Genomic DNA, 15,353 nt, shown 5'->3' on the forward strand with positions numbered 1-15,353 from the left:
GAACAATGCTGACCGACCGCCGCCCGATCCTGCTCGCCAACGCCCGCCTGATCGACCCCGGCCGCGACTTCGACGGTGTCGGCGACGTGCTGATCGCAGACGGCGTGATCCGCGATGCCCGCCGCGGCATCGGTGCCGCCGGCGTGCCGGAAGGCACCGACATCATCAATTGCAACGGCATGGTGGTGGCGCCCGGCCTGGTCGACATGCGCGCCTTCGTCGGCGAGCCCGGCGCCAGCCATCGCGAAACGTTTGCGTCCGCCAGCCAGGCCGCCGCGGCCGGTGGCATCACCACCATCGTTTGCCAGCCCAACACCAATCCGGTGATCGACAATTCGGCGACGGTCGACTTCGTCATGCGCCGCGCGCGCGACACCGCGATCGTCAACATCCATCCGATGGCGGCGCTGACCAAGGGGCTGGCGGGCGCCGAGATGACCGAGATCGGCCTGCTGAAAGCCGCCGGCGCGGTGGCGTTCAGCGACGGCGACCGCAGCGTGATGAACGCGCAGGTGATGCGCCGCGCCCTCACCTACGCGCGCGACTTCGACGCGCTGATCGTGCATCACACCGAGGACCCCGACCTGGTCGGCGAAGGCGTGATGAACGAGGGCGAATTCGCCACGCGGCTCGGCCTGTCCGGCGTTCCGGCGGCCGCCGAAGCCGTGGTGCTGGAGCGCGACATCCGCCTCGCGGCGCTGACCGGCGGCCGCTACCACGCCGCCTCGCTGACCTGCATCGAGTCGCTCGAGATCCTGCAGCGCGCGCGCGACGCCGGCATCAACGTCTCGGCCTCGGTGTCGATCAACCACATCTCGCTCAACGAGAACGACATCGGCCCATACCGCACCTTCCTCAAGCTGTCGCCGCCGCTGCGCACCGAGGACGATCGCAAGGCGCTGATCGCCGCGGTGTCGTCGGGCCTGATCGACGTGGTGATGTCGGACCACAATCCGCAGGACGTCGAGGTCAAGCGCCTGCCCTTCGCCGAGGCCGAAGCCGGCGCGATCGGGCTGGAGACGATGCTGCCGGCCGGGCTGCGGCTGGTGCACAGCGGCGAACTCGACCTGCTCTCGCTGATCCGCGCGATGTCGACCCGCCCGGCCGAACTGCTCGGCCTGCCCGGCGGCACGCTGCGCGCCGGCGCGCCGGCGGACCTGATCGTGATCGACACCGACACGCCGTGGATCGTCGATCCCAACGAGCTGAAGTCGAAATGCAAGAACACGCCGTTCGACGAGGCCCGCTTCTCCGGCCGCGTCGCCCGCACCATCGTCGGCGGACGGACCGTGTATGAGCATGTGTGAGATTTGAGGAACTAACGGAGTCGGAGAACGGGCAAAGCCTCTCCCCGTCATTGCGAGCGCAGCGAAGCAATCCAGAGGCGCCGAGCTCGGGGCTTCTGGATTGCTTCGTCGGCTTCGCCTCCTCGCAATGACGCGGAGAGTTTGGTTGGATCGCCGACGCGCTAGTGTGTTTGGAGAGTTGGGATGATCGGGATCTACATCGCCGCCGTCGTGATCGGCTATCTGCTCGGCTCGATCCCGTTCGGCCTGATCCTCACCAGGCTCGCCGGCACGCAGGATCTGCGTTCGATCGGCTCCGGCAATATCGGCGCCACCAACGTGCTGCGCACCGGACGCAAGGGCCTCGCCGCCGCGACGCTGCTGCTCGACGCGCTGAAGGGCACCGCCGCGGTGATGCTGGCCGCGTACCTCGCGCGCGGCACCGACGCCGTCTCCGCCAATGCGGCAATGCTGGCGGCGCTCGGCGCGTTTCTCGGCCATCTGTTTCCGGTCTGGCTGAAGTTCAAGGGCGGCAAGGGTGTCGCCGTCTATATCGGCGTGCTGCTCGGGTTGTTCTGGCCGGGCGCCGTGGTGTTTTGCGTGCTGTGGCTCGCCACCGCCTACACCACCCGCTACTCCTCGCTCTCCGCTCTGGTCGCCGCCTTCATCACCCCGATCTTCCTGTGGTGGTTCGGCCACCCGGCGCTGGCGTCGCTGTTCGCCGTGCTGACGCTGCTCTTGTTCTGGATGCACCGTGAAAACATCAAGCGGCTGCAGGCCGGCAAGGAAAGCCGGATCGGGGAGAAGAAGTAAGCGGCCTCACTCGCCTCTCCGTCATTGCGAGCCAACGGGTCGGCGCAAAGCGCCGCCCGATGACAGGCTCCGCGAAGCAATCCAGACGCAGTGCCCGGCACTGGATTGCTTCGCTTCGCTCGCAATGACGGCTGCGTGAGGCGCTCCGAGTACTATTACGTCCTCCCGCTTTCGTCGAACTTGTCCCCTTCCGACAGCTAAGCAACACTTCGCTGCGTGGGGGTGGTCCGTGGCCGGAAGTACCAGCGATCAGAGTGCGACGCTTCTCACCGACGCCCAGCGCATCGACTGGCTGCGACTGATCCGCAGTGACAATGTCGGGCCGCGGACGTTTCGATCGCTGATCAATCATTTCGGCTCGGCGCGCGTGGCGCTGGAGCGGTTGCCCGAACTTGCGCGGCGCGGTGGCGCGGCACGGGTTGGGCGCATTCCGTCGGAGGACGATGCGCGGCGTGAGATCGAAGGCTCGCGGCGGATCGGTGTCGAGCTGGTGGCGCCCGGCGAAGCCGGCTATCCCCCTCGCCTCGCGCTGATCGACGATGCGCCGCCGCTGCTCGGCGTCCACGCGCTCGCCGATGCGCTCGCGCTGATGGCGCGGCCGATGATCGCGATCGTCGGCTCGCGCAACGCCTCGGGCGCCGGATTGAAGTTCGCCGCGCAGCTCGCCGCCGATCTCGGCAGTGCCGGCTTCGTGGTGATCTCGGGGCTGGCGCGCGGCATCGACCAGGCGGCGCATCGTGCCAGTCTGACCAGCGGTACCGTCGCGGTGCTGGCCGGCGGCCACGACAAGATCTATCCGGCTGAGCATGAGGACCTGCTGCTCGACATCATTCAGGCGCGCGGCGCGGCGATCTCGGAGATGCCGCTCGGCCATGTGCCGCGCGGCAAGGATTTTCCCCGCCGCAACCGGCTGATCTCCGGCGCCTCCGTTGGCGTCGCCATCATCGAGGCGGCATTTCGCTCCGGCTCGCTGATCACCGCGCGGCGTGCCGCCGACCAGGGCCGCGAGGTGTTCGCCGTTCCCGGCTCGCCGCTCGACCCGCGCGCCGCCGGCACCAACGACCTGATCAAGCAAGGCGCGACGCTGATCACCTGCGCGGACGATATCGTCCAGGCCGTCGCGTCGATCCTGGAGCGGCCGATCGAACTGCCGGGCCGCGAGCCGGAGCATCCGCCGCCCGCCGGCGAGCCGGACGCCAGCGACCGCGCCCATGTGCTGCGGCTGCTCGGTCCGTCGCCGATCGGCATCGACGACCTGATCCGGCTGAGCGGTATCAGCGCCGCAGTGGTGCGTACCGTGCTGCTCGAGCTCGAACTCGCCGGCCGGCTGGAGCGCCATGGCGGCGGGCTGGTGTCGCTGAGCTGAGCCTCAGCGCGCGTCGCGCTCGTCGAACGCCCGCCGCGCGGTCTCGATCTCGGGCAGATGTTCGAGCGCCCAGGTGCCGAGCGCCTGCACCGGCTGGCTGAGGCCGTGGCCCAGCGGCGTCAGCTCGTAGTCGACGCGCGGCGGCACGGTCGGAAACACGGTGCGCGTCACCAGGCCGTCGCGCTCGAGCCCGCGCAGCGTCAGGGTCAGCATCCGCTGCGAGATCCCGCCGACCATCCGCTTCAACTCGTTGAAGCGGCGCGGCCGCTCGCGCAGCAGCATGATCACCAGCACGGTCCATTTGTCGCCGACCCGCGACAACACCGAATTGACGCCGCGGCAGTCGGCATGGGTACTCGCGTCCGGCGGCACAGGCACATCGTTGTGCCCGGGATCATCGCTGTGCGCAGGCAAATGGCTGTGCTCGAGTTTCAAAATAGTGCCTTCTTGTGCGGTTTCGGCAGTCACTCATAGTGCGTCAGTTACAAATCTATACCAAGGAAAACGCCAATGAAACTGCTTCACATCGACTCCAGCGTGCTCGGCTCCAACTCGGTCAGCCGCCAGGTGACGGCCGCCATCGTCGAACGACTGCGTCAGGCGCATCCGGGCCTGGACGTCACCTACCGCGATGTCACGGCAGAGCCGCTGCATCACTTGTCCGCCTCGCATGTCGCCGCTGCTCACGGCGCCGCGCCGGAGCCGTCGGTGCAGCCCGACCTCGCCGCCGGCCAGAAGGTGCTGGAGGAGTTTCTCGCTGCCGACATCGTGGTGATCGGCGCGCCGATGTACAATTTCACCGTTCCGAGCCAGCTCAAGGCCTGGATCGACCGTATCCTGGTTGCCGGCAAGACGTTCAGTTACGGGCCGAACGGCGTGCGAGGGTTGGCGGGCGGCAAGCGGGTGATCGTGGCGGTGTCGCGCGGCGGATTTTACGGCGCCGACACGCCGATGGCCGCAGGCGAGCATCTGGAAAGCTATCTGCGCTTCGTATTCGGCTTTATCGGGATCACCGATCCGGAGATCGTCCCAGCCGATGGCATCCAGCTCGGCCCGGAGCACCGCGAAAAAGCGCTTGAGTCGGCGCTCTCGGCCGCGGCGAGCCTCCGCGCAGCCTGATCGGGGAGAAGCTGGCCCCAAAAAAGCAACGGCTCGAAGTGGTGACACTTCGAGCCATCTCGGAAGCGGACGTACATCCGGCCCGCTTCCCGCTTAACTAGAATCGTGGACTAGCTGCATTAACAATGCGTAAACCGCCCGCAGGTTGCAGCGACCTTTGACGATTTCCGTTCGAGCGCATTCCACCGGGCTTCGGCCATCGAAGAGAATGCGAGGCGAGGACGGAGCCGCGGATGTCGGGCGAGAGAGGCCGGGGGCCGTCTCCGGCCGCTCTGTCTCCCATCGCGCCCTCTGCGGCGTACGCTATCTGGCGCAGCCATCGCCGGACCTTCATCCGGCGCTTTCACCGGAACGGAAAGTCCATCTTTTCCAAGATCTTGGAACGATGAGCGGCTGCCCGCTGTGAACGGCTCAGTCGCGACCGGAGCGGTGCCGGCGATGCGGCCGGCCGAGCTCCATGGCTTCCATTCGCGCCATGTCGAGCAGGTAACAGAGCATCTCCAGCCGGTGAACATGCGCGATCTGGATCAGATCCCCGATCACGTCGGCAACGTAGCCGGCGGCCTCGACCGGACCGCCGTCGCGATGTACGGAGCCGCGGCTCCCCTGTCGTGGCATAGCGAGTGATCCTTTCCAGCGGTGACCGCATCTCCTTAGACGCGGATTCGATCCGAAATACTACTCTAGGTTGTGCATCTTTGGGTTTCATTTTTATGTCGACTTGTCTGTTTGAGGGCTGCGACCGTCCGCCTGCAACGCAGCCCCGATTTGACAGCGAGGGCCTCACAACCCATGTTCCGGCCCATGTGGCCGCCGCGAGTCTCGCGAAACGGGCCCATTTCTTCAGCCAAGTCATTGGATTCCGATGAATCTCGTCATTGTCGAGTCGCCCGCCAAGGCCAAGACGATCAACAAATATCTGGGCTCCTCCTACGAGGTCCTGGCCTCGTTCGGCCATGTGCGCGACCTGCCGGCCAAGAACGGGTCGGTCGATCCCGACGCCAATTTCCAGATGATCTGGGAGGTCGATCCCAAGGCCGCGAGCCGGCTGAACGACATCGCCAAGGCGCTGAAGGATGCCGACAAGCTGATCCTCGCCACCGACCCTGATCGCGAGGGTGAGGCGATCTCCTGGCACGTGCTGGAGGTGATGAAGCAGAAGCGCGCGCTGAAGGACCAGAAGGTCGAGCGCGTGGTGTTCAACGCCATCACCAAGCAGTCGGTCACCGACGCGATGAAGCATCCGCGCGAGATCGACGGCGCGCTGGTCGACGCCTATATGGCGCGCCGCGCGCTCGATTATCTGGTCGGCTTCACCCTCTCCCCGGTGCTGTGGCGCAAGCTGCCCGGCGCCCGCTCGGCCGGCCGCGTGCAGTCGGTGGCGCTGCGGCTGGTGTGCGATCGCGAGACCGAAATCGAAAAGTTCGTGCCGCGCGAATACTGGTCGCTGATCGCCACGCTGGCGACGCCGCGCGGTGACACCTTCGAGGCCCGCCTGGTCGGCGCCGACGGCAAGAAGATCGCCCGGCTCGATATCGGCACCGGCGCCGAGGCCGAGGACTTCAAGAAGGCAATCGAAGCCGCGAACTTCCGCGTCGCGTCGGTCGAGGCCAAGCCGGCGCGCCGCAACCCCTACGCGCCGTTCACCACCTCGACGCTGCAGCAGGAAGCCAGCCGCAAGCTCGGCTTCGCGCCGGCTCACACCATGCGGGTGGCGCAGCGGCTGTATGAAGGCGTCGACATCGGCGGCGAAGTCGCGGGTCTCATTACTTATATGCGAACCGACGGCGTGCAGATCGATGCCTCCGCCATCACCCAGGCGCGTACGGTGATCGGCGAGGATTACGGCAAGGCCTATGTGCCGGAGACGCCGCGGCAGTATCAGACCAAGGCCAAGAATGCCCAGGAGGCGCACGAGGCGATCCGCCCGACCGATTTGTCGCGCCGCCCGTCCGACGTCGGCCGCCGGCTCGATCCGGATCAGGCCAAGCTGTACGAACTGATCTGGATCCGCACCGTCGCCAGCCAGATGGAATCGGCCGAGCTCGAACGCACCACCGTCGACATCGAAGCCAAGGCCGGCGCCCGGACGCTGGAGCTGCGCGCCACCGGCCAGGTGGTGAAGTTCGACGGCTTCCTCGCCGCCTATCAGGAAGGCCGCGACGACGATTCCGAGGATGAAGACTCCCGCCGCCTGCCCGCGATGAGCCAGAACGAGGCGCTGAAGCGCGAGGCGCTGGCGGTGACGCAGCACTTCACCGAGCCGCCGCCGCGCTTCTCCGAAGCCTCGCTGGTCAAGCGCATGGAAGAACTCGGCATCGGCCGGCCGTCGACCTACGCGTCGATCCTGCAGGTGCTGAAGGATCGCGGCTACGTCCGCTTGGAAAAGAAGCGGCTGTACGGCGAGGACAAGGGCCGCGTCGTTGTCGCCTTCCTCGAGAACTTCTTCGCCCGCTACGTCGAATACGATTTCACCGCGTCGCTGGAAGAAGACCTCGACCGCATCTCCAACAATGAAGTGTCTTGGAAAGAGGTGCTCGCCGAGTTCTGGCGCGGCTTCATCGGCGCGGTCGACGAGATCAAGGAGCTGCGCGTCGCGCAGGTGCTGGACGTGCTCGACGAGATGCTCGGCCCGCACATCTACCCGGCCCGCGAAGACGGCGGCGATCCGCGGCAGTGCCCGAGTTGCGGCAGCGGCCGGCTGAATCTCAAGGCCGGCAAGTTCGGCGCTTTCGTCGGCTGCACCAACTATCCGGAATGCCGCTACACCCGCCCGCTCGCCGCCGATGGCGGCGCCGATGCCGATCGCGTGCTCGGCACCGATCCGGACACCGGGCTCGAAGTGGCGGTGAAGTCCGGCCGGTTCGGGCCGTACATCCAGCTCGGCGAAGCCAAGGATTATGGCGAGGGCGAGAAGCCGAAGCGCGCCGGCATCCCGAAGGGCACCTCGCCGTCCGACGTCGAACTCGACGTCGCGCTGAAGCTGCTGGCGCTGCCGCGCGAAGTCGGCAAGCATCCGGAGAGCGGCCAGCCGATCAAGGCCGGCATCGGCCGATTCGGCCCGTATGTGCAGCACGAGAAGACCTATGCCAGCCTCGAAGCCGGCGACGACGTGCATACGATCGGGCTCAATCGCGCGGTGACGCTGATCGCCGAGAAGGTTGCCAAGGGCCCGAGCAAGGGCCGGTTCGGCTCCGATCCCGGCAAGGCGCTCGGCGACCATCCGACGCTCGGCGCGGTTGCGGTGAAGAAGGGCCGCTACGGCGCCTATGTCACCGCAGGCGGCGTCAACGCCACGATTCCGAACGACAAGACCGACGAGACCATCACGCTGCCGGAGGCGATCGCGCTGCTCGACGAGCGCGCCGCCAAGGGCGGCGGCGCCAAGGCCAAGAAGAAGGCGCCCGCCAAGAAGGCGGCCAAGACGGCCGACGGCGAGGCCAAGCCGGCCAAGAAGGCCGCGGCCAAAAAGGCCAAGCCGAAGGCCGAGAGCGCCGCCGCCAGCAAGGCGCGCGCGCCGGTGACCGCCAAAACCACGGCCAAGACCGCGGCCAAGAAGGCCGCCAAGCCCAAAGCCGCGGCCAAGAGTAGCGCCGCCAAGAACGGATAGATGTGAGCAAGCCGCGCGACGCGAAGTTTCCGGACAAGGCCACCCTGCTCGCCTTCATCCGCGCCCATCCCGGCAAGGTCGGCACCCGGGAAATCGCGCGTGAATACGGCCTGAAGAACGCCGACCGCGCCGAACTGAAGCGGATGCTGCGCGAACTCTCCGACGCCGGCACCATCCGCAAGAGCGGCCGCCGCAAGGTCGCCGAGCCGGCCGCGCTGCCGCCGACGCTGCTGGCCGATATCACCTCGCGTGACGCCGACGGCGAACTGATCGCGGTGCCGTCCGAATGGGACGAGCAGGACGGCGACGCGCCGAAGATCCGCATCCACACGCCGCGCCGCATCAAGCCCGGCGCCGCCGCCGGCCTCGGCGACCGGGCGCTGCTGCATGTCGAGCCCTCCGAGAACCGCGACGAAGGCCCGGCCTATGTCGGCCGTGTCATCCGCGTGCTCGACCGCGGCCGCGCCAGGCTGCTCGGCATCTTTCGCGCGCTGCCGGATGGTGGCGGGCGGCTGGTGCCGGTCGACAAGAAACAGGCCGGCCGCGAACTCAACATCTCGGCGCACGATGCCGGCGGCGCGCAGGACGGCGACCTCGTCAGCGTCGAACTGATCCGCACCCGCGCCTATGGGCTCGGCTCCGGACGCGTCAAAGAACGGCTCGGGTCGCTGGCGACCGAGAAGGCCGTCAGCCTGATCGCGATCCATACTCACGACATTCCGCAGGAGTTCTCGCCGGCAGCGCTTCGCGAGGCCGAGGCGGCAGAGCCGGCGACGCTGAAGGGCCGCGAGGACTGGCGCGAGCTGCCGCTGGTGACGATCGATCCGCCGGACGCCAAGGATCACGACGACGCGGTCTATGCCGAACCGGACGAGGATCCCGACAACAAAGGCGGCGTGATCGTTTATGTCGCGATCGCCGACGTCGCCTACTACGTGCGGCCGGACTCGGCGCTCGACCGCGACGCGCTGCGCCGCGGCAACTCGGTGTACTTCCCCGACCGCGTCGTGCCGATGCTGCCGGAGCGCATCTCCAACGATTTGTGTTCGCTGAAGCCGAACGAGCCACGCGGCGCCCTCGCCGTCCGGATGGTGATCGGCGCAGACGGCCGCAAGCGCTCGCATATGTTTCACCGCGTGCTGATGCGCTCGGCCGCGAAGCTGAACTACGCGCAAGCGCAGGCGGCGATCGACGGCCATCCCGACGACATCACCGGCCCGCTGCTCGAGACCATTCTGAAGCCGCTGTACGCCGCTTACGCGATCGTCAAGCGCGGCCGCGACGAGCGCGATCCGCTCGATCTCGACCTGCCCGAGCGCAAGATCCTGCTGAAGCCGGACGGCACCGTCGACCGCGTCATCGTGCCGGAGCGGCTCGACGCGCATCGGCTGATCGAGGAGTTCATGATCCTCGCCAACGTCGCCGCCGCCGAGATGCTGGAGAAGAAGGCGCTGCCTTTGATCTACCGCGTCCACGACGAACCGACGGTGGAGAAGGTCCACAACCTGATCGACTTCCTCAAGACGCTCGATCTGTCCTTCGCCAAAGGCGGCGCGCTGCGTCCGGCGCAGTTCAACCGCATCCTGGCCATGGTCAAAGGCGAAGACGCCGAGCCGCTGGTCAACGAAGTGGTGCTGCGCTCGCAGGCGCAGGCCGAATACAGCTCCGAGAACTACGGCCATTTCGGCCTGAATTTGCGTCGCTACGCGCACTTCACCTCGCCGATCCGGCGCTACGCCGATCTCGTGGTGCACCGCGCACTGATCCGCGCGCTCGACCTCGGCGACGGTGCGCTGCCGCAGACCGAGACGGTCGAGACGCTGGCGGAAGTGGCGGCGCAGATCTCGCTGACCGAGCGCCGCGCCATGAAGGCGGAGCGCGAGACCGTCGACCGGCTGATCGCCCATCACCTCGCCGACCGCATCGGCGCGACGTTCCAGGGCCGGATCTCCGGGGTCACCAAGGCCGGGCTGTTCGTCAAGCTGGCCGACACCGGCGCCGACGGGCTGATCCCGGTGCGTACGCTGGGCGCCGAGTACTACAATTATGATGAGACCCGCCACGCGCTGATTGGAACGCGCAGCGGCGTCATGCATCGATTAGGGGATGTGGTCGACGTCCGTTTGGTGGAAGCTGCACCGGTGGCCGGCGCGCTGCGGTTCGAGCTGATCGCCGGCGGCAGCATCGCGGAACGCCAGCACCGCAAGGGACCGCACAAGGGACCGAAGGGCAAGGCGATCGGCCGCGCCAAGACGGCGAAGACCGGTAAAGGCGGTGGACCGGCTGCGCCCGCCAAGAGTTCGAAAACGAAGGGTCGCAACAACAAGGGCGGCAAGCCCGCGAAACCGAAGAAGACCAAACCAGGGAAGGGAAAGCGATGAAGGACGTCGCGACGCAGCAGCCGGTGGTGTGGCCGCCGGAACAGACGCCTGCAGAGCAGCGCAATGTCTGGCAGGCAATGGGGCGTGGCCTGCGCGGCCGCTGCCCGCGCTGCGGCGAAGGCAAGCTGTTCCGCGCCTTCCTCAAGACCGCCGATCACTGCACCCATTGCGGCCAGGACTTCACCGGCCACCGCGCCGACGACCTGCCCGCTTATCTGGTGATCGTGATCGTCGGCCACATCGTGGTGCCGATCGCGCTGTCGGTCGAGACCAATTTCGCCCCGGCAGTGGCATTGCAGCTGGCGATTTATCTGCCTATCACGTTGCTGTCCTCGTTGCTGCTGCTGCAACCCGTCAAGGGCGCGGTGGTCGGCCTGCAATGGGCATTCCGGATGCACGGCTTCGACGAGGCCCATCCGGAAAAGATCTGACGAACAACGACGACGGCGCCAACGCCGCCGCACAAGAAACCAAACAAGAAACGAACACAGGGGCGGATATGAGCGAGACTGCGACCCAGGCAGCGAACGTCGTCGAACAGGGCGAAAAGGAAGCCGATCACCACCCGTATTTCCGGCCGAAGGATGCCGCGACGCTGATCCTGGTGGATCGCAGCGGATCGATCCCGAAGGTGCTGGTCGGCCGGCGGCACGACAAGGTGGTGTTCATGCCGGGCAAGTTCGTGTTCCCCGGGGGGCGCGTCGACAAGTTCGACAACCGCGTGCCGGTGGCGGCGCCGATCCCGCCCGAACTCGAAGCCAACCTGCTGAAGGGCAGTCCCAAGATCACCCCTGCCCGCGCCCGCGCGCTCACCATCGCGGCGATCCGTGAAGCCTGCGAAGAAACCGGCCTGTGTCTCGGCCGCAAGGCCGGCGGCGCGCTGTCGGGCCTCGAAGGTCCGTGGCAGCCGTTCGCCGAGGCCGGTCTGCTGCCCGACCCGTCCGGCCTGTTCCTGATCGCGCGCGCAATCACGCCGCCTGGCCGCGTCCGCCGCTTCGACACCCGCTTCTTCACTGCCGATGCGTCCGCGATCGCGCACCGCGTCGAAGGCGTCGTGCATGCCGATGCCGAGCTGGTCGAATTGGTGTGGGTCGAACTCGGCTCCAGCCCACTCGCCGATCTGCACGCGATGACCAAGAACGTGCTGGGCGAACTCGACCGCCGCCTCGCCACCGGACCGCTGCGCCACGACGCGCCGGTGCCGTTCTTCCATTTCTACGGTGGGCGGATGCAGAAGGACATGCTGCCGGGCTGAGCCGCCCGGCAAGCTTGTTGGCGAACTAACGGCGCGCCGCCCGCGCCGTGACTTCGAGCAGCAGCGCGAGTGCGGCCAGCGCCGCGCCGTAGCTGCTGACGGCGACCCAGCCGCCGTGCGACCAGGCGAACGCAGCGCCGGCGGAGCCGAGCGAGCCGCCGATGAACATCCCGGTCATGAACACGGTGTTGAGCCGGCTGCGTGCCTCCGGCACCAGGGCGTAGACGATGTGCTGGTTGGAAATCAGCGCGGCCTGCAGACCGAAGTCGAGCACGATCACGCCGAGCACCATGCCGGGAATGCTGCCCCACAGCCCGAACAGCGCCCATGACGCCAGCGCCAGCGCGGCGCCGATCGCGATCACCGGTTCCGGCCCGCTGCGATCGGCGATGCGTCCGGCGATCGGCGCGGCGAGCACGCCGACGACGCCGACCAGACCGAACAGCCCGGCCGCGCCGGCGCCGAGCCCGAAGCGCGGCTCCTGCAGATGCAGCGCCAGCACCGTCCAGAACACGCTGAACGATCCGAACAGCGCCGCCTGCACCAGCGTGGCGCGGCGAAGCTGCGGCTGCGCACGCCACAGCGACAGCAGCGAGGCCAGCGCCTGGCCGTAGCTGATCGGCAGATGCGGCGTATTGCGCGGCAGCAGCCAGGCCATCACGACCGCAGCGGCAAGCGCGAACGGCGCCGACACCCAGAACATCTCGCGCCAACCCGAATGGCTGGCAACGAAGCCGGCGACGGTCCGGCTGAGCAGGATGCCGCACAGCAGCCCGGCCATCACCAGCCCGATCACCTTGCCGCGCCGCGCCGGCTCGGCGAGCGCCGCAGCAAACGGCACGATCTGCTGGGCGACGGTGGCGCAGGCGCCGAGCGCCAGCGATGCGATCACGACCAGCCCGGCAGTCGGGGCCACCGCCACGGCGATCAGCGCCAGCGCCAGCAGCACGAACTGTCCGGCAATCAGCCGGCGGCGGTCGGTGAGATCGCCGATTGGCACCAGCAGAAACAGACCGAGCGCGTAGCCGAGCTGGGTCGCGGTCGGAATCATCCCGGTCAGCGTCGAGGCGCCGAAATCGCGCTCGATGATGCCGAGCATCGGCTGGTTGTAATAGATATTGGCGACCGCAATGCCGGCCGCAGCCGCCATCGCCAGCGTCAGACCGCTGCCGAGCGCAGGGGCCACCCCTCCGCTGCCGTCCTGCGGACGCGGTTTGCGCGGTGGCGGCTCCTGTCGTGGTGGCTCTGCCACGCGCTGCGCCGGTTCAATGACTGTCATGGCTCGACTTTCGTATGGTTCGGGTCGGATCGAACATGGTGCAGCGCGAGGCGATCGCAAAGCGCGATCCGCCGGGAGCAGCGATGCGGTAACGCTGTGCCTGCAAAACACTTATCCGTTCAGCCGGGCCAATCCGCAGACGAACAATGGCTTCGTCCTAAACCCCGCCGAAACAACGCAAGATTATTCTTGCAGGAACGGGATGCCGCTGCGGCCCTGATCCCATATCTTTTTACCAACATCGCGATGGTAGGAAGCAAACAATGGCGCAGCGTCAGTTGAAGCTCGGTGCATTCATGCGGCCGATCAGCATCCACACCGGCGCCTGGCGCTATCCCGGCGCGGTGCCCGACGCCAACTTCAATTATCCGCTGCTGAAGCGGCTGATCCAGAAGCTCGAGGCCGGCAAGTTCGACGCGTTCTTCATGGCGGATCATCTCGCCGTGTTGAACATGCCGGTCGAAGCGCTGAAGCGCAGCCACACCGTGACCTCGTTCGAGCCGTTCACGCTGCTGTCGGCGCTCGCCGCCTCCACCTCGCATATCGGACTGATCGCCACCGGCTCGACGACATTCGACGAGCCCTATCATATCGCCCGCCGCTTCGCCTCGCTCGATCACATCAGTGGCGGTCGCGCCGGCTGGAACATCGTCACCACGTCCAACCCCGATGCCGCGCTGAATTTCGGCCTCGACGATCACATGGCTCATGACGAGCGCTACAAGCGCGCGCGCGAGTTCTTCGACGTCGTCACCGGCCTGTGGGATTCGTTCGCCGACGATGCGTTCGTGCGCGACGTCGACAGCGGCATCTATGTCGATCCGGACAAGATGCACGTGCTGGATCACAAGGGCCAATATTTGAAAGTGCGCGGCCCGCTCAACATCGCCCGCCCGGTGCAGGGCTGGCCGGTGATCGTCCAGGCCGGCGCGTCCGAGCCGGGCAAGCAGCTCGCCGCCGAGACCGCCGAGGCGGTATTCACCGGCGGCGGCAGCCTGAAGGACGCGCAGGCGCTCTATGCCGACATCAAGGGCCGGATGGACAAGCTCGGCCGCGACCGCGACCACCTCAAGATCCTGCCCGGCGCCTTCGTGGTGGTCGGCGATACGCTGGACGAGGCCCGCGACAAGCGCGCGCTGCTCGACAGCAAGGTGCATTACGCGAGCGCCATCGCGTCGCTGTCGGTCGGCCTCGGCGTCGACGCGTCCGGCTTCGACCCCGATGGTCCATTGCCGCCTCTGCCGGAGACCAATGCCAGCAAGAGCGGCCAGCAGCGCCTGGTCGCGCTCGCCGAACGGGAAAAGCTGACGGTGCGGCAGCTCGCCCAGCGGGTCGGCGGCTATGGCGGCCTCTCCTTCGTCGGCACCCCGGCCAGCATCGCCGACGAGATGGAGGAATGGCTGGTCACCGAGGCCAGCGACGGGTTCAACGTGATGTTCCCGTTCCTGCCGGCGGGTCTCGACGACTTCGTCGACAAGGTCGTCCCGGAACTGCAGCGCCGCGGAATCTTCCGAACCGAGTATGAAGGGACCACTTTACGGGAGAATCTCGGTCTTCCCCGGCCCGAAAACCGGTTTTTCGCCGCAGAATCCGGTCAAATCTCCCGGGCGGGCTGACGCGCGAAGCTTGACTTTCGAGCATTCGCGGCTAGTTTGCGCGCCAAACGCGGGTCCTGACGTTCGACCTCGCTATCGATTCCCGACATACGAGGTTCCGACCATGGCCAAAGCGGTCACCATCAAGATCAAGCTCGTCTCGACTGCCGACACCGGCTTCTATTACGTGACGAAGAAGAATTCGCGCACCATGACCGACAAGATGACCAAGAAGAAGTACGACCCGGTCGCGCGCAAGCACGTCGAGTTCAAGGAAGCCAAGATCAAGTAAGCCGACTACGGCTCACTGACGGTTTATCGCGGGGCCCTCACGGGCCCCGTTTTCGTTGCTAGCCGCCTTTTCGATCAGCTGCGGGCCTATCGAGCAGACCTGGCGATCTCACCAAGCACAGCCTCATGGTGAGGAGGCGCGGAGCGCCGTCTCGAACCATGTGCCGCGCGCACCCGTGGCCATCCTTCGAGACGCCCGGCTGCGCCGGGCTCCTCAGGATGAGGACACAGTGCCGCTGGAAGGGCTGTCTCGCTTCCACCAAGAGAAGCGGTCCGATGATCTCTCGCCCCTCCTCTCCGTCATGCCCGCGCTTGTCGCGGGCATCCACGCCTTGCGGCGCGGCAAAGACGTGGATGG

Annotated in this window: 13 protein-coding genes; 10 read left to right on the forward strand and 3 right to left on the reverse strand. The window is 67.1% G+C overall.

Annotated elements, in window-relative coordinates:
• The first annotated feature begins 5 nt into the window (after window positions 1–5).
• The 3 genes from IP86_RS07180 (at window position 6) to dprA (ending at window position 3,465) form a co-directional block, all read left to right on the forward strand.
• Window positions 6–1,307 (forward strand): dihydroorotase, encoded by a 1,302-nt coding sequence (locus tag IP86_RS07180; RefSeq protein ID WP_054161832.1) that lies wholly within the window; start codon window positions 6–8, stop codon window positions 1,305–1,307.
• Between the two features lie 183 nt (window positions 1,308–1,490).
• Window positions 1,491–2,099 carry a glycerol-3-phosphate 1-O-acyltransferase PlsY gene (gene plsY / locus IP86_RS07185; protein ID WP_054161833.1) on the forward strand — a complete coding sequence of 203 codons (609 nt, stop codon included), beginning with the start codon at window positions 1,491–1,493 and terminating at the stop codon, window positions 2,097–2,099.
• Between the two features lie 229 nt (window positions 2,100–2,328).
• A complete protein-coding gene (gene dprA, locus IP86_RS07190) occupies window positions 2,329–3,465 on the forward strand; it encodes a DNA-processing protein DprA (RefSeq protein WP_054161834.1) in 1,137 nt (378 codons plus the stop codon).
• A 3-nt stretch (window positions 3,466–3,468) separates the two neighbouring features.
• On the opposite strand, the gene IP86_RS07195 is transcribed toward dprA, so the two are convergent.
• Window positions 3,469–3,879, reverse strand: a complete 411-nt coding sequence (locus IP86_RS07195) for a winged helix-turn-helix transcriptional regulator (protein WP_054161846.1) — start codon at window positions 3,877–3,879, stop codon at window positions 3,469–3,471.
• Window positions 3,880–3,975: 96 nt separating this feature from the next.
• Here IP86_RS07195 and IP86_RS07200 point away from each other — a divergent pair, with 96 nt between their 5' ends.
• The gene (locus tag IP86_RS07200) at window positions 3,976–4,584 is read left to right on the forward strand and encodes an FMN-dependent NADH-azoreductase (protein ID WP_054161835.1); all 609 of its coding nucleotides are present in this window, start codon (window positions 3,976–3,978) and stop codon (window positions 4,582–4,584) included.
• A gap of 411 nt (window positions 4,585–4,995) precedes the next feature.
• Here IP86_RS07200 and IP86_RS07205 read toward each other — a convergent pair whose 3' ends face one another.
• Entirely contained in the window at window positions 4,996–5,202 is a 207-nt protein-coding gene (locus tag IP86_RS07205) for a hypothetical protein (protein WP_054161836.1), read from the reverse strand.
• A 247-nt stretch (window positions 5,203–5,449) separates the two neighbouring features.
• Here IP86_RS07205 and topA point away from each other — a divergent pair, with 247 nt between their 5' ends.
• The 4 genes from topA (at window position 5,450) to IP86_RS07225 (ending at window position 11,830) form a co-directional block, all read left to right on the forward strand.
• On the forward strand, window positions 5,450–8,194 hold the full coding sequence (gene topA / locus IP86_RS07210; RefSeq protein ID WP_054161837.1) for a type I DNA topoisomerase: 2,745 nt from the start codon (window positions 5,450–5,452) through the stop codon (window positions 8,192–8,194).
• 2 nt (window positions 8,195–8,196) lie between these two features.
• Entirely contained in the window at window positions 8,197–10,575 is a 2,379-nt protein-coding gene (rnr, locus tag IP86_RS07215; RefSeq protein ID WP_054161838.1) for a ribonuclease R, read from the forward strand.
• A complete protein-coding gene (locus IP86_RS07220) occupies window positions 10,572–11,006 on the forward strand; it encodes a DUF983 domain-containing protein (protein ID WP_054161839.1) in 435 nt (144 codons plus the stop codon). Before rnr ends, IP86_RS07220 begins: the two co-directional genes overlap by 4 nt.
• Window positions 11,007–11,074: 68 nt before the next feature.
• Window positions 11,075–11,830: an NUDIX hydrolase gene (locus IP86_RS07225; protein WP_054161840.1), complete on the forward strand. Its 756-nt coding sequence runs from the start codon at window positions 11,075–11,077 to the stop codon at window positions 11,828–11,830.
• Between the two features lie 25 nt (window positions 11,831–11,855).
• Here the strand turns inward: IP86_RS07225 and IP86_RS07230 are convergent, their stop codons facing one another.
• The gene (locus IP86_RS07230) at window positions 11,856–13,109 is read right to left on the reverse strand and encodes an MFS transporter (RefSeq protein ID WP_082363874.1); all 1,254 of its coding nucleotides are present in this window, start codon (window positions 13,107–13,109) and stop codon (window positions 11,856–11,858) included.
• 263 nt (window positions 13,110–13,372) lie between these two features.
• Between IP86_RS07230 and IP86_RS07235 the strand changes: the two genes are divergently transcribed.
• Together IP86_RS07235 and rpmG are read left to right on the forward strand one after the other, a co-directional pair.
• Entirely contained in the window at window positions 13,373–14,725 is a 1,353-nt protein-coding gene (locus IP86_RS07235) for an LLM class flavin-dependent oxidoreductase (RefSeq protein ID WP_054161842.1), read from the forward strand.
• 103 nt (window positions 14,726–14,828) lie between these two features.
• Window positions 14,829–14,996, forward strand: coding sequence for a 50S ribosomal protein L33 (gene rpmG, locus IP86_RS07240; protein ID WP_011503437.1), 168 nt, complete (start codon window positions 14,829–14,831; stop codon window positions 14,994–14,996).
• The last annotated feature ends 357 nt before the right edge of the window (window positions 14,997–15,353 follow it).

Origin of the sequence: Rhodopseudomonas sp. AAP120, from assembly GCF_001295845.1 — a bacterium.
GTDB lineage: Bacteria > Pseudomonadota > Alphaproteobacteria > Rhizobiales > Xanthobacteraceae > Rhodopseudomonas.

Coding starts and splice junctions, on each gene's coding strand:
- IP86_RS07180 (WP_054161832.1), top strand. CDS start 6: ATGCTGACCGACCGCCGCCCGATCCTGCTCGCCAACGCCCGCCTGATC.
- plsY (WP_054161833.1), top strand. CDS start 1,491: ATGATCGGGATCTACATCGCCGCCGTCGTGATCGGCTATCTGCTCGGC.
- IP86_RS07200 (WP_054161835.1), top strand. CDS start 3,976: ATGAAACTGCTTCACATCGACTCCAGCGTGCTCGGCTCCAACTCGGTC.
- IP86_RS07205 (WP_054161836.1), bottom strand. CDS start 5,202: ATGCCACGACAGGGGAGCCGCGGCTCCGTACATCGCGACGGCGGTCCG.
- topA (WP_054161837.1), top strand. CDS start 5,450: ATGAATCTCGTCATTGTCGAGTCGCCCGCCAAGGCCAAGACGATCAAC.
- IP86_RS07220 (WP_054161839.1), top strand. CDS start 10,572: ATGAAGGACGTCGCGACGCAGCAGCCGGTGGTGTGGCCGCCGGAACAG.
- IP86_RS07225 (WP_054161840.1), top strand. CDS start 11,075: ATGAGCGAGACTGCGACCCAGGCAGCGAACGTCGTCGAACAGGGCGAA.
- IP86_RS07230 (WP_082363874.1), bottom strand. CDS start 13,109: ATGACAGTCATTGAACCGGCGCAGCGCGTGGCAGAGCCACCACGACAG.
- IP86_RS07235 (WP_054161842.1), top strand. CDS start 13,373: ATGGCGCAGCGTCAGTTGAAGCTCGGTGCATTCATGCGGCCGATCAGC.
- rpmG (WP_011503437.1), top strand. CDS start 14,829: ATGGCCAAAGCGGTCACCATCAAGATCAAGCTCGTCTCGACTGCCGAC.